Origin of the sequence: Bacillus sp. FJAT-26390 (assembly GCF_001682865.1) — a bacterium.
Classification (GTDB): Bacteria; Bacillota; Bacilli; order Paenibacillales; family Paenibacillaceae; genus Pristimantibacillus.
The window spans coordinates 358,366-373,467 of sequence record NZ_MAQX01000033.1; the positions used below are offsets into that span (position 1 = coordinate 358,366).

Sequence of the window (15,102 nt, forward strand, 5' to 3'; positions counted from 1 at the left end):
AATAAAAAGGACGCCAGCTCACCGAGCTGGCGTCCTTTTTCCATTATTATTTAGCCGGCAGCCCATTCGCGCTGCGAATCAGCGAGAAATACTGATCGGCGCGAACCGCTGCGTACTCCGGTCCAAGCGAAGCTTGCAGCTCGGCAATATCAGACGGCGTAAGGCTCCAAGCAAGCAGGCCCAAGGAAACGAACAACGGCGATTTCCCGTCCCACTTAGCCTTGGCGTCAGCGAGAATCTTCTGGCCGTCCTGCACCGTACTGATGCCTTGAATCGTCGATACCGGAAGCTTGCCGCCAACAATCTCTACGCCATGGCGGTCTTCCCAGCTTAGGAACAGCCCCTGAGGCTTATATTCCTTGATATAAGCTGCTGCATGGGCGTCACTGAGCGGCACATTCTCACTATTGACGCGGTTCAACACGTAAGGAATCGTCATGCCCGTCTTCTCCATGTACGAATACGATTGTTTCAAGAAGGCGGTAAACGATTCTGCCGGCCATGCGTTCGGGTAGAAGTAACCTGCGCCGGACGGTCCTGCGATCAGCAGGTCATTATCCGTAGCGGTTTCCCTGAAATAATTCAGCATCGCAGGAGCGCCATCATAGAGCAGTGGGCTGGATGTCCAGTTGAGCGGCACCTTGCCGCGGCTTGGGTCATCCCACAGAATGCGCATTTTATGCTGATTGTATTGGAAATTGTCACCTTCGCTGAATGTATACGTGACATAAATCTTGTTTTCCAGCTTCGGCGCCTGCGCCGCTTTTTCTTTGAAAGCATTCGCCTTCGTGCCGGAGAATACAGTCAGGTTGCTGAACCAATCGGCAGCGAGCACGTACACGCCGTGATTGGACGTAATCTCTACGCCGCTGAATTCACCGTCAACGTCATTGCTGAACCACCCTAGGTAAGGCGTGCCCGGCTTCACGTCCGATAAAATTTTCTCAAACAGCGCCTTTTGTTCGGGTACGTTGGAATCAAGCCAGAACACCATCGCTTTGTTCGCAACGGCATAATCACGCAAGTAGCCATAAGGCTCCTTCTGCTCGGAGGATACCGGCTGTTCGTTGCCTGCAGAAACCTTATATTGATTCCACATATCCACGGATGCCGTCAACTGCTTCGCACCAGCTGGAGGCGTGAATTTATAAATAAAGTAACGGTTGTTGTCTGCAAAGCGGTGTCCGCCGTTGCCTTCGGATACCTGCGAGCTTTGCGCGTCATACAAGAAAGGCTTTTCTTCCGGCGTGCCCGGAATGAATTTTGCGATGGTATTGCCGTCCGCCTTGATCGTAACCTCATGTACCGCCGTTCCCCAGCCATCCTGCGCGAACGCATCGTCGAAGCGCAGATATACATCTGATTTGCCAAGGCTTGCGCTCAAATCGAGATCATAGACCTTTCTATTCTTTCCGTCCCGCTCCTGCGTCGTATCTTGCGCGATGACCTTGAACAGATCCCCTTGATTGTCCGGAAGCCTGATCGAGGTGTCCGGGCTAAGGCCAACGAGCATCCGATGCGTCGTCTGGCTCCATAAATTTTCATACTGCCACGTATAAGCGTCCAGCCGATCCTTGAATTTCCCTTGGAGATCATCCAGCACCTTCAAGCTGTAAGGCTCGGCTTGCAGCTTCTTCGCCAGTTCAGGGCTTGCGACCACGGCGCCCTTTAAGCCGGCAAGCGTCGTAGCCACATTGACGGAGTCAGGCACGTTCGGATCGTATACAATCATGCCGTTTATTTCTTTCTTGTAAGTACGGACGATCTGCCAGTAGTCGTCCCTCACCTTGTAAGTCACGTTCAAGTCGTTCAGCCAAGTGAACTTCCCTTCCTCCTTGTTCTCCAGCAAATAGATCCGGGGCTCGGCTCGATTGACAACGCCTTGCAGAGTCGCCATAAGAATCTTTATGTCGCCGGGCGCATCATATATATCCGCCACATCCAGCTGTTTAATCTTCGAGAAGCTTGGAAGCGCTTGCTTTTCTGGCCAAGTAATCGTGCTTGCCTGCGGCTTCTCCTTGGAGTCAGCCGCTGATGCACCAATGGACATGGACAATGTACAGACGATCGCGAGTCCGATAACGGTAAGCTTTCGTATCATGATTACACCTCGGTTTGTATTGGTATGGAGGACAACCTTCTGGCGCTCGCCTTTCCCTGTACCCTCCTTTACTTGGCAGCGCGTCTTCGCTTCCTCACAAATATATATTTATTATATTGATAATACTATTACAACCACTTCGACAAAAGCTCTCATTTTATTCCTTTAAATTGAGTCTCTTTATTCAGATATGAGCGTTATTTTTAGTCATAATATACTACCTCTTAGAACACTCATCACCGCATACAAACTCCATCATTGTATATATTATACATAACAAATAACCATGAATTTCCTTTTCCCTTCCCAAACGCTCCGTGAACGATCTAGATACAAAAAAAACGCCTGCGGCTATGAGCCGGCAAGCGCCTTTCGAACAGCTAAAATATATTTGGATTGGTCCAGCGGATTAACGCCTCGGCGCACCCGCTCCGCCTTCACATCGGGCGGACATTCGCGATAACCCGCGAAGAAGGTTGCCAAAGCACCCCTCCCCTTCGTAAGCGAGCCGAAACGCGCCGGAAAATCGAGCGATGTAGCTACTGGCAGTATGCCCTCGATCTCCATCCTCTCCTGCCTGACAACCGGCGTTTCAAACTCTCCGCGCATAAGTATAAGCTCATTCATCAGCTTGCCGCCTGTCTCCTCTGGTACGGAAATACGGAAGGACAGCATGGGCTCCAGCAGCTTTACCCCTATCCGAGACAAGCCGTCCATAATGCCCATCGGCGTGGCTACCGCAAAATCAAGCGGATGCGTATGCCACACATGATGCTCCCCTTCAACAAGCGTAACCTTCACGTCCGTTACTTCCCAGCCAAAAAGACCCTGCTGAAGCGCCTCGGGAACGCTTCTGGCAACCTCGTTCTGATAGCGGTCGAGCAGCCGCTCCGAGCGTACAACGGAGCTGAAGGCGATGCCGCTTCCGCGCTCCCCAGGCTCAATATGGAACCGCAGAATTGCCCAGCACGGCTTCGGCATCGTATACGCAATGAAGCCCTCGCCCGTCTGAGCCGGCGTCTCTTTATAAATAACCGATGGCTCGCCAAAATCAGCCTTCAACCCATAGCGATTGTGCAGCAGATGCGTCAGCACCTCGATCTGGATCGGCCCCATAACTTTAAGATGCAGCTCGCGCTGCTCCTGCAGCCATTGCAGATCAAGCAGCGGGTCCTCATCCGCCAGCTCTTGCAGCGCCGCGACGACTGCCGGATACTCCGCCTCGTTGCCCCAGCGCACCTGCACCGTCAGGAGCGGCACCGCCAGCCGCGTCTCGCCGGGAACATAATCGCCGCAGCCGATAATATCGCCAATGCGCGCTTGGTTCCAGCCGCAAACGGCTGCAATATCGCCCGCTGCAAGAAGGCCCACATCCTCCGCCTTTTGCCCGTCGATTTTGCGGATTTGCGTAACCTTCTCTTCGATTTGCTGCGTCTCATTCCGAACCGAATCGCGGTTGCGAATAACGCCGCTATACAAACGAACATAAGCGATGCGCCCCATCGCCGCATCACGCTCAATGCGGAATATGACCCCCGATACCGGCCCGTCCGGGACAGCCTCTGGCGGCGGCAGCAGCGCGACCATCGCTTGCATTAACGGCTCGATGCCGATTCCTCTATTCGATGCGCCAAATAAAATCGGAAACAGCTCCCCGCTTCGCGTAAGCGAGGGCAGCATTTGGTTCAGCTCCGCCTTCGGCAGCGTGCCGCTGTCCAAATAATGAAGCAGCAGCGACTCATCCTGCTCAGCCACCGTCTCCTCCAGCAGCTGCAAATAAGCTTTTGCCTCGCCCAAATCACCGGCAGTATCGTCCAGCACGCTCACCGCGCCGCTAAAGCTATCCTCCACGCCAAGCGGCGCCTGCACCGGCGCCGCTTGCGGCGAAAGCAAACGACGAATTTGCTTGATCGTTCCAAGCGGATCGGCTCCGACCCTATCCAGCTTGTTCACGTAAATAAGCGTTGGCATGTTCCGTTCCCGCAAAGCATGCCAGATAACCTCCGTCTGTGCCTGTACACCTTCAACGGCCGAAAGGATAAGCACCGCGCCATCCATCACGCGCAGCGACCGCTCGACCTCGGAGAGAAAATCGACATGCCCCGGCGTATCAACCAAATTGACTGTCGCGCCCTGCCAAGTAAAACGAGTCGCCGCCGCCCGTACCGAAATTCCCCGTGAGCGTTCCACCTCAAGAAAATCCGTTTGCGCCGTTCCCGCATCCACGCTTCCCAGCGACCGAATGCGCCCGCTGCGAAATAATATCTGCTCTGTCGTTGTTGTCTTCCCTGCATCGACATGCGCGAAAATGCCAATATTCCGTATATGTTTTGAATCATTAGGCTCCATCTCGTTTGTCTCCCTCGCTCGCTGTTCCTTTCCTTATCGTACCTCTGAAAGCGCATTACAGCAACAAAAAAGCGGCTCGCCCTGGCAATTGCAAGGTAAGCCGCTTTTATAGGAAGGCTGCCATTAAAAATTAGCCTTGTTGAATAGCTTCGATATCGATGGTGAACTTCACTTCATCGCCGATTAGAACGCCGCCTGTTTCCAGCGCTGCATTATAAGTTAAGCCATAGTCGCTGCGCTTCAGGCTGCCTGATGCGCTAAAGCCCACTTTTTCATTGCCCCAAGGGTCTTTGCCAGCGCCTTCAAAGTTAACGGCGAATTTCTCGGAACGCGTTACGCCATGCAGACTTACGTCGCCAATAACGGAATACTCGCCATCATCGGTTTTTGTAATCGCAGTCGAAGTGAATACGAGCGAAGGATATTTCTCTGTGTCGAAGAAATCAGGATTGCGAAGATGTGCGTCACGGTCTTTGTTGCGCGTATCCACGCTGTTGAGATCAATCGTAAGCTGGATCTCAGCCGAAGTCAGGTCATGCGCGTCAGCGACCACATTTGCTTCGAAAGCGTGGAAAGAGCCTTTTACCTTAGCGATCATCATATGCTTTACTGAGAAATCGATGCTGCTGTGCGTCGGATCAACCGTCCATTGTGATTTTGCCATTTTCATATCCTCCTATAATCGCTCAATTCATAGTTTACTTACTTTTTATAATGTACTAACTTATATTATGTATGTTTATATTCTATTGCGCCGCCCTGTTTTTGTCAATTGCCTTTTTCAACGATTCGGAGAAAATAGCCAAGCTTTTATGCCCGCAAAAAAAAAAGACGCCCCAGAGGCAAAAATAACCTCTTGGACATCCTTATCAACTACCGCAATGCTCGCCCGCTGTCCTGCTACGAATGCAGCACAGCCGCTTTTTCCTTGCTCTCTCGCTTAACCAGCGCATGCTTCTCCCACGCCCTGCTTCTCCAGCGGAAAAACATAATGAATGCGCGCACCCATTCATCTGCCGCAATCGCAAGCCAAATGCCAGCCAAGCCCATATCCAGCGTGAAAATAAAGAAATAACCGAGCGGCAAGCTCATCGCCACCATCGAGCCCATGCCGATCCAGAGCGGATATTTCGCATCTCCCGTCGCCCGCAGCGAGTTGACGAGCACGATGTTAATCGTTCGCCCGGTCTCCAGCACGATGCTTAGCAGCAGGACGCTAACTCCCAGCCGTATAATCTCCTCGTCGTCCGTGAACATGCGCATAAGCGGCTCGCGGAACGCAATGACGAGCAACACCGCGAACAAGGTTACGCCGCTTGCCCAGCGAACGCTCTTCCAAACGCGATGATAAGCTGACGTTTGCTCGCCGGCACCCACAAGCCTGCCGACGATAATCGACGTGCCCATCCCAATGGCGAAAGCGAATAAATACGTAAACATCGAAATGTTATTCGCATAGTTTTTTGCTGCCAAGGACGCCGCGCCAAGATAGGTCGCATAATAGAGGAAAACGATTTGGCATGCCTGGTACATCACCTGCTCAAGCGCAGAAGGAATGCCGATTTTTAAAATTTTAGAGATGTATTCCTTGGTCAATGAGAAATAGTAAAGCAGCTCCACTCTCACCGACATAATTCGGTACAGCAGCCAGAAGAAGACAACTAGCGCCAGCGCCCGGCTAATGACGGAAGAAATCGCCGCACCTTGCACGCCCATCTCCGGAAAACCGAATTTCCCAAAAATAAACAAGTAGTTTCCGATAATATGAACGATGTTCATACCAAGCGATACATACATCGCTTCCTTCGTAAATCCATGTACGCGAATAATGGCGGAAATCGAGTTAATAATCGCTTGCAGGAAGATCATCCCGCCTACGATCGATAGATAGCTTTTGGCATGGACAAGTATCTCGCCTTGCAAGTTCAACACTTGCAGCAAATGACCGCCAAACAGCACGAACGTCAAGCTGATCATCAGCCCGACAACTAGATTGAGCGTTACAGCCAGCGCTGATATTTTGGCAGCTTCAATAAATTTCCTTGAACCTATATATTGCGCGACGACGATGGATGCCCCGTTGCCGATCACTTCTAATAGTAGAATCGCAATATGCAAAAATTGATTCGATGCCCCGACGCCGGATACCGCGTTATCCGAAATCGCGCTCAGCATCAGCGTATCCGCAATACCCATGAGCATAAACAAAAAGATTTCCAAAAATATGGGCCACGTCAGAAAAAATAGATTCAAGCCTTTCTGCTCGCGCTGCCCCTGGTCATTACCGGCCTCTGCCGCTGTCATGATGTCACCTTCTTCTAAATAGGAAAAGTAAAGCACAAGGTATCGTAGCATATTAAGGTATCTATTGCACGCGTGTTTTGCACATTTACATGAACAAAATGTTGGGAAAATCTATGAAAACGCATAAAAAAAAGACCGTGCCAAGGTTCGCCAAAACGACCTTTAGAACAGTCTTCCTCTTTATAATTTAAAATGATAGATATCATTATTGCTCTTCAGACGCTTCCTCTGCAGCTTCTTCCTCAACCGCAGCAGCCGCTTCTTCTACTTCCTCTTCCAATTCAGCCTCAACAGCTTCTACTGCTTCTTCCGCTGGAGCCTCTTCGGAAATCAGTTCTGCGGACTCTTCCGCGCCTTCTTGAACTACTTCTTGTTCTTGGCTCATTTTGTTCACCTCCTACTTCTTAATACCTTAATTGTAGCGCTTTCATAGAACTAAACAAGAGGTGTAAAATGTCGTTTCATAAGAACTATTTCCGCATTTTGTAGCGTTCGAGCCCATTCGCGCTTCTTCGACCAAGGTTCCCCGCCAGAGGTCTAGGACTGCGTTCCGACTTACGGCGGTTTTGCGCAGTTAGTGAACTAGATAAGATGAATAACGACTAGTAACCGGCTTCTCGGACCGCATGCTGAGACATAGACATTCCAACGCACAGGAGGCTTATACGATGTATTCACTGCTTATTAATTTGGAGCTCGGCGCCATCATCCTATTTGTTATTTTCTCGTTTATAGCCGCAGGCAAAGCTTCCAAGCTTGTCTATTTTGACACGGAGAAAATGCTTTACCGCAAAACCCGCAAGCTGCTCTTTTGGTCCGTCAGCCTCAGCCTGCTCGCCGCTGTGATCACCGCAGCCGATACGATGCTCGCCGCAACCGCTCATCCATTATTTTGGATGGATCGACTGCTCGTTCGGACTCCGCTTGCGGCAATCCCTGCCCTTCTCATTTGGCTTGGCTCCTTCCCTAGAATACGCAAGCTCATGCACCGTACCTATGGACGCACGGAGTCGGCTCCTGATGTTGCCCGCCGCCGCCAAGCTTCCGACCCCGCTTTTATCGTTCCGTTCCAGCTTGCTGCACTTTGCTCGTTGGCATTGTTCTACTTTGCTTTTGTTCCGCCAATCCCGTTTCACTGGACGGCTATCACGATGCCTACAACCATTCTTCTATTTATAGCCTGCCTGTTATGGATGCTTCAGACTCACCGCAACCAGCTTGCCGCGCAAGCTCCGCTCGTTTATCGCCCATGGCGGCGCAGACTGCAGCATACCGGCGGGCTTCTCGTTATTGCAGCTATCCTCAGCATCCCTCTGCTCACAGCTATGGAGAACAGCAAACTGCCTGAACATTTGAGCATGATGGCAGGCAATGCCGATTATGGCTTGCCCGCATCCGCATCTCAGCACGAAAAACGGATCGGCCACAAACATAACCAAACCGCGATACCCGCAAGCACAGCCCAGAATGCCGCTGAGACTCCCGTTACAGCGCTAACGGGCCCGCGTGCGGGCGAGCCGGATCGCAAGTTCACCTTAACCGCGCAGCATAAGAGCATCGCCTTAAGCTCTGGCAAGCACATTGATGCATGGACATACAATGGGGAAATACCCGGTCCCGAGCTTCGCATGAAGGAAGGAGAGCTCGTTGAGGTCACGCTCATCAACAAAGACATTGAAAGCGGCGCAACGCTCCACTGGCATGGATTAGATGTGCCAAACGCGGAGGACGGCGTTGCCGGCGCAACACAAGATGCAGTTATGCCGGGAGAGACCTTTACGTACCGTTTTGTAGCGGAGCAGGTCGGCACCTTCTGGTACCATTCTCACCAAGAGTCGAAAACAGCCGTACAAAAAGGGTTATTTGGCGCACTAATCGTCGAGCCTAACGAAGCTGAAGCACAAGCAGGCGAGGATATTACCGTCATCACGCATAACTGGCGCGGAGCCGGCATGTCCATCGGAGCCGATCCATCCGTGCAGCGCAGAGCGATAGCGCCCGGAACGCACGTTAAGCTGCGCCTGATCAATACGGATGATTGGGTTAGGCAATCTTATATTTTGACCGGAGCACCGTTCAAAGTAACAGCCATTGACGGCACCGATCTTACCGGACCAACTGAAATGAGCGATAAAAGCTTGGATCTGCTGACCGGAGGGCGATACGACGTTGAATTCATAATGCCCGAGCATCCGGTCTTCCTTCGCGTTGGAAAGGGCGATTCATTGGGCATATTGATAAGCAAAGACGGCAGCGGGGATATTCCGAAGCTGCCTGCGACGACCACCTTTGATCCGACCCATTACGGGACAGCGGCCGGAGCTGCTCCTTTTGACATAAACAGTCATTTTGACCGGGAATTCACGATGATACTGGATAATCGCTTCGCTTTCTATAACGGGGCATTTGCTGCTTACGATACGATTAACGGCGAAGTCTTTCCGAATACGCCAATGTTTGTCGTGAAGGAGGGCGAGCTTGTGAAAACAACGATCGTCAACCGCAGCGCAACCGAGCATCCGATGCATCTGCACGGTCATCATATGCTCGTATTATCGCGCAACAACGAGCCGGTGACCGGCAGCCTGTGGTGGTCCGATACGCTTGATGTCGCTCCAGGCGAAGTGTATGAGGTTGCCTTCCGCGCCGATAATCCGGGCGTCTGGATGGATCACTGCCACAACCTGGTTCACGCGTCTGCAGGCATGTCCATGCATCTTATGTATGAGGGCGTCACTTCGCCCTTCGAGGTCGGCACGGCCACGATGAACCATCCGGAGTAGATGAAACTGGACTTTAGTCCAGTTCCCCATTTTACCTACAGCAGGAGGACAGTTATTTTCATTGTATGCTATGCTGAATGCAGCTAATAAAACGATGATTGGGGTGCTTTAAAACGATGAATTTAAGAACAATTGGCGGGCTCGTCCTCCTGCTGCTCGGTGCATGTTTATTTCTGAATCAAGGCGAAGCTTTTGGCCCAGGCAAAATATTTGCTTACTTCTGGCCTTCGATTTTCGTCATCCCGCTCGGACTATTTTTCCACTGGCTGTACTTCGTTATGATCGGCAGAAAAGGAATTGGCGTCTTGATTCCGGGAGGCATCTTGCTCATGGCAGGCGTCGTGTGCCAAATCGCTATGCTTTTCAATAACTGGGTTTACATGTGGCCAGGCTTTATCCTTGCAGTGGCTGTCGGCTTGTTCGAATTTTATTGGTTCGGCAACCGCAACAAATGGCTGCTTATTCCGATCAACATTTTAACCGTGCTCTCGCTTCTCTTCTTCGCAGTGTTCTCAATCGGCTCCATCTATAACAACTTCATCCTTAGCCAGCCAATCATCGCCATCGTGTTCATTCTCGCCGGCGCCATCATGCTGCTAATGAAGAAGAAGGATATTTAACAGCTCCCTCCTGCTGTGTGGTATAATCACAAGCATTGCTGCAACTGCTGAGCAAGCCTAGGCTTATGCTTACGAAGTAGTTTGCTACGCAAACTTAAGCTCATGCTTACGGAGTGGTTTGCTTCGCAAACCTAAGCTCATGCTTACGAAGTGGTTTGCTTCGCAAACTTAAGCTCATGCTTACGAAGTGGTTTGCTTCGCAAACCTAAGCTCATGCTTACGAAGTAGTTTGCTACGCAAACTTTTAGGAGGAAAAATCAACCGATGTTATCTTTTGAACAAAAGCTTGCTATAATCGAGTCCTTTCCACAATTGCAGCGTAAGGACGTGTCTCTTGGCCGCACGAACTTCCATTACGAAGAGAGCGCCCATGAGAAGAAATCAGTTGTGCACCATCTGCACCCGAACGGCAACGGTTATGTATTCGCCGGCTTGGTGCGGGGCGTCGCAACCGATGACAAAGGTCTAGTCAATATCCGGGATTACAACGAGGATGAGCTGCGCTCCCTTATCGAGAAGTCGATCAGCTCGCTTGCGATTGCGCCGCCGGAGAAGCCTGAGTCAAAGAAAAAGAAGAAAAACAAAGCTCCGCAGGAGGAGCGCTGGATCGGGCCAAACAATGCCGTGCTAACGCTTCTGTTCGAGGAGGATCTTTGGTATTTGTATGCTGATCTCAATCTGGAATCCGCGTTCGAAACTTACGAGGAAGCGGAGCAGTACTTGGAAGAAGAGCATTTCTCGCGCGAATAATGGAATAAAGCGGGAAGCCTTCACGAAGAGGCGATATAACAGTAAATACCGATGGGGAAACATATTTATGTTTCTCCCTTTTTTATTGCAAACTCATACAGGATTTTTGTCGACCCGTGTCAAATTGTAGTATGTGCACCTTAGATTTTGGGGGGAGATCCTGATGTCCATTAAAGCTAAACTATCTTTTTCAATCTCGGTTATTGTCGCTGTTATACTGGCGCTTTACATATCAATCTATTATGTTTCGTCTAAAGCAGAGGTGCAGTCTACCCTCGAGCAGCAAGTGAACAATATAGCGAAGCAAATCAGCCTCACGCTTGAAGCATCGGAGAGCGCAAGGCAGTCTATGGAGGATACGATTGGCGAGAAGCTGCGGATGGCTGCCATCGCAGCAAAAGAGCAGCTTGATCCCGATATAGACAATGTCACAAACGAGCAGCTGATCGAAATTGCCCGCAAAATCGGCGTCGACCATATCACGTTATGGAAGAAGCTAGACGATGATGTTGTCGTGCTGAAATCATCAGATCCGAACGAAATCAACATGAGCTCCAAGACCTGGGATTACTGGTACCGTGCGTTCCTACAGCTTTTTAAAAATCATAACGTAACCATTCCCGAAGGGCAAAAGCTTGAAAACTATTGGTCGGGACCGTTTAACTTCTCCACCTCCGATCCCAAAAAAATTAGAAAATGGGGCAGCTATTTCGACGGTACGACTAACTACATCATCAATCCTTACGTGAATGCGCAGGTGCTCCTTGATTTTGACTATACGATCGGAACAGATGCCATCGTGAACAAAATCATTGCAGACCAGCAGGATATTCTTGAAATTACCGGCTTTGATCCGCAGTTTTTTGGAAAAAGCCCGATTATAAAAATCAAAAAAGGCATTCCCGTGTACAACTTGGACGTTCGCGACATTCCCTTTGGCCAATACACGTACAAGGATCAAGAGAATGATTCCATTAATATTCAATACGCTTTGAAAAGCGGCAAGGCCGTTAACGTCAAAAGCAATCTAAAGGGCAAGCGCGTCATGAAGACGTTCATCCCGATTACAATCGACAAAACATATGTCATCTGTATTAGCTTCGATCAAAATTCGATTTTGAAGCCGCTTAACCAGCAGCTTATCATGCAATCTGTCATCTCGCTCGGGCTTGTGCTTGTCACTATGATCGCCAGCTATTTCATTGCGGGTTTTATGATACGCGGCTTAAATCAAATTCTGAACAAAGTCAATGCGATCGCAGCCGGAAATTTCGGTGAAGTCATTACGATTCGCAGCAACGATGAATTCGGACTGCTCGCGTCACGGATTGATACGATGGGCAGCAATTTGCACAGCTATACAACGCAGCTTAAGGATGCAGCGGAAGAGCTGCGCAGCACGAAGCAGTATTTGGAGTCGTTCGTGAATCACACGTCCGATGCGATTCACGTAGCGGATTTGAAGGGCGATGTCATTCAGGTTAATCGTGCCTTTGAGACGATGTATGGCTGGTCGGAGAAAGAAGCTTTAGGCAAGCCGCTTGACAATGTGCCAGACGACTATCTCAGCTCTCACCATGAGCTGCAGGCTACCGTACTCCAAGGCGGCTCCGTTACCGACTTCGAGACCGTGAGATATAGCAAGTGCGGCAAGCTCGTTGATCTAAGCATTACGGTCTCTCCCATCCGGGACGAGCTCGGCGAGATCATTGCGATAGCCACTATTTCAAGGAATATTACATCGCGCAAGCAGACGGAAGAGATTATTAGGCGCTCCGAGAAGCTGTCGGTCGTCGGCCAGATCGCAGCAGGCGTCGCGCATGAGGTGCGCAACCCGCTTACGACGCTTCGCGGCTTCGTGCAGCTGCAGCAGCAGACCGGCTCGCTGTCTCCGGCCCACCTCAAGGTCATGCTTGGGGAGCTTGATCAAATCAATATGATTGTGAGCGAGTTTCTCGTATTCGCCAAGCCGCAAGCGAACCTGCATCAGCCGATAAATGTGCTCGGCATCGTTAGCGACATTATGATGCTGCTGGATTCCGAAGCAAAAATGAGCAATGTTCAGCTTGCCCTGCTCGCTGACGCCAATCTTCCCGAGGTTATCGGCGAAGCCAACCAATTAAAGCAGGTTTTCGTAAATGTGATGAAAAACGGAATCGAAGCAATGCCGGGCGGCGGCGTATTAACCGTGAAGCTTGAGTACAGAGTAGACCATATGCTAACCTTGCAGTTTATTGACCAGGGCTGCGGCATCGCGGAAGAAGATGTGCTCCGCCTAGGGGAGCCCTTCTTTACGAAAAAAACGAACGGCAACGGCCTTGGCCTCATGGTCAGTCAACAAATTATAGCCGCACATAAGGGATCCATCGTCTTCCGCAGCGAAGTTGGCAAGGGCACCTGCGTCGAAGTTTCGCTACCTACGGGCAGCTAGGGAAATTTCCCAAGCTGCCTTTTTCATAATATTTTGAAGAAGAACAAGCTACTATGGTAAAATGTGTCCGTAGCCTTTGTTCTTTTACTTCAAGAAGAACCAACTAATTCCGCTACACCCGGGAGCCGCTTATGCCGATGACCTTTAATTCCCCTATTTCCCAGTATATTATTATTGTCGTTATTTCCGGCGTTCTTAGCGTGCTGCTTGCCATATATGCTTACTACAACAAGACGAATTTCACAGGCATGAAAGTATTTATGTGGTCGACTATTTTATCCGCCGTTTATACCTTTGCTTTTGCTTTCGAGCTGGCAAGCGATTCGCTTAGCGAAATCCGTTTCTGGTTAAATATCGAGTATATCGGCATGCCATTTATCGCCCCCTGCAGTTTGCTGCTGATTATGCACTACGTTGGGCTTGATAAGTTCATCGCTCCCAAAAAAACTTGGGGGTTGTTCGTCATTCCAGCCATCACGCTGCTGATGGTCACGACCAATGATTATCATCATCTGTTCTATAAGGCGCTTATTTTGAGGCCGCATGTGCCAACGCCGATGGTTGACGTGGTGCCGGGCCTCTGGTATTACGTCCATGGCAGCTATACATCCGGATCGATGTTCGCCAGCTTATTTATTTTGGCACGCCATTGGAAGAAGACGAAAGCAGTCTATCGCAAACAATTGATTACGCTTGCCATCGGTATCGCACTCCCTATGCTGGGTGCGCTCTCTTATGTGCTAGGGCTTACGCCGCTTGGGATGGATCCCGTTCCGATTCTGATGTGCATAACGTCAGCGCTGTACCTTGTATCCATCTTCTCGACGTCGCTCTTAACCGTAGCACCCATCGCGCGCGAGCATATCTTCGAGAGTATGCGCGACGGCGTGCTGGTGCTCAATTTAGAAAATCAGATTATGGACTTCAACGGAGCCGCCACGCAGATCATTCCGTCGCTGACGCCCGCGGCAATCGGCCAGAGGCTTGAGGACATATGGAAGCGCGGAGCCGAATCCGGCGCGTTCTCGTTTGGCGTAGACCCTTCCATTTTGCATGAGCAGGAGCTTAAGTGGATACGGGGCGGGGAAACGTACTATTACCGAATTAGAGCATCGAACCTATTAAAGCCTAACGGGCAGCTAGCAGGCAAAACGATCGTTATGATCGACGTGACGGAGCATACGCTGCTTCAGAACAAGCTGCGCCATCTCGCCGAAATCGACGGGCTGACGTCCATTTATAATCGTACTTTTTTTATGGAAAAAAGCAGGAAGCTGCTTAGCACCGCCCATCAAACGGGTGAGCCGATCTCCTTTATTTTGTTTGATATCGATTATTTCAAACAGATCAATGACCGCTATGGCCATAGCGTCGGTGATTTTGCCCTTCAGCATGTCGTCTCGATTTGCCAACAAACGCTGCCGGGCAGCGCACTGCTTGGACGCTACGGCGGAGAGGAATTCGCCATCTGCCTGCCGGGAGCAACTCTTGCCGACGGCGGACAAGCCGCGGAGAAGCTTCGCATGGAAATAGCCGGCAATCCGTTGTACAGCTCTGCCAAAGCGATTACGATTACGGCCAGCTTCGGGGTTGCGCAGGCCAAATCGGCGGATGTGCCGCTGGAAGTGCTGCTAAGCGAGGCGGATATCGCCCTCTATCGTTCCAAGCATAGCGGACGGAACGCCGTCCATCTTGCAACGGACGACCAAGTACAAGCAAACGAAGAAAAATAACCATACTAGCACGAAAGAGATAGGTGGAGTT

At 50.6% G+C, this 15,102-nt stretch carries 10 protein-coding genes; 5 read left to right on the forward strand and 5 right to left on the reverse strand.

The genetic code is table 11. The features are described 5' to 3' along the window. Positions 1 to 46: 46 nt before the first annotated feature. The 5 genes from A7975_RS25870 to A7975_RS25890 form a co-directional block, all read right to left on the reverse strand. The gene (locus A7975_RS25870; protein ID WP_065387042.1) at positions 47 to 2,101 is read right to left on the reverse strand and encodes a GxGYxYP domain-containing protein; all 2,055 of its coding nucleotides are present in this window, start codon (positions 2,099 to 2,101) and stop codon (positions 47 to 49) included. A 351-nt stretch (positions 2,102 to 2,452) separates the two neighbouring features. Further along, a complete protein-coding gene (locus A7975_RS25875) occupies positions 2,453 to 4,450 on the reverse strand; it encodes a GTP-binding protein (RefSeq protein ID WP_065387043.1) in 1,998 nt (665 codons plus the stop codon). Between the two features lie 130 nt (positions 4,451 to 4,580). Beyond that, positions 4,581 to 5,114 (reverse strand): YceI family protein, encoded by a 534-nt coding sequence (locus A7975_RS25880; RefSeq protein WP_065387044.1) that lies wholly within the window; start codon positions 5,112 to 5,114, stop codon positions 4,581 to 4,583. Between the two features lie 236 nt (positions 5,115 to 5,350). Next, the gene (locus tag A7975_RS25885) at positions 5,351 to 6,805 is read right to left on the reverse strand and encodes an MATE family efflux transporter (protein ID WP_082198462.1); all 1,455 of its coding nucleotides are present in this window, start codon (positions 6,803 to 6,805) and stop codon (positions 5,351 to 5,353) included. 154 nt (positions 6,806 to 6,959) lie between these two features. Then, entirely contained in the window at positions 6,960 to 7,139 is a 180-nt protein-coding gene (locus A7975_RS25890) for a hypothetical protein (RefSeq protein ID WP_065387046.1), read from the reverse strand. 283 nt (positions 7,140 to 7,422) lie between these two features. Between A7975_RS25890 and A7975_RS25895 the strand changes: the two genes are divergently transcribed. The 5 genes from A7975_RS25895 (at position 7,423) to A7975_RS25915 (ending at position 15,071) form a co-directional block, all read left to right on the forward strand. Beyond that, a complete protein-coding gene (locus tag A7975_RS25895; protein ID WP_065387047.1) occupies positions 7,423 to 9,537 on the forward strand; it encodes a multicopper oxidase family protein in 2,115 nt (704 codons plus the stop codon). A gap of 116 nt (positions 9,538 to 9,653) precedes the next feature. Beyond that, positions 9,654 to 10,157, forward strand: coding sequence for a hypothetical protein (locus tag A7975_RS25900; RefSeq protein WP_053373609.1), 504 nt, complete (start codon positions 9,654 to 9,656; stop codon positions 10,155 to 10,157). A gap of 264 nt (positions 10,158 to 10,421) precedes the next feature. Continuing rightward, a complete protein-coding gene (locus A7975_RS25905) occupies positions 10,422 to 10,907 on the forward strand; it encodes a hypothetical protein (RefSeq protein ID WP_053373608.1) in 486 nt (161 codons plus the stop codon). Between the two features lie 163 nt (positions 10,908 to 11,070). Beyond that, the gene (locus A7975_RS25910) at positions 11,071 to 13,338 is read left to right on the forward strand and encodes a PAS domain S-box protein (protein ID WP_065387048.1); all 2,268 of its coding nucleotides are present in this window, start codon (positions 11,071 to 11,073) and stop codon (positions 13,336 to 13,338) included. A gap of 137 nt (positions 13,339 to 13,475) precedes the next feature. Then, positions 13,476 to 15,071: a histidine kinase N-terminal 7TM domain-containing diguanylate cyclase gene (locus A7975_RS25915; protein WP_065387184.1), complete on the forward strand. Its 1,596-nt coding sequence runs from the start codon at positions 13,476 to 13,478 to the stop codon at positions 15,069 to 15,071. Positions 15,072 to 15,102: the final 31 nt, after the last annotated feature.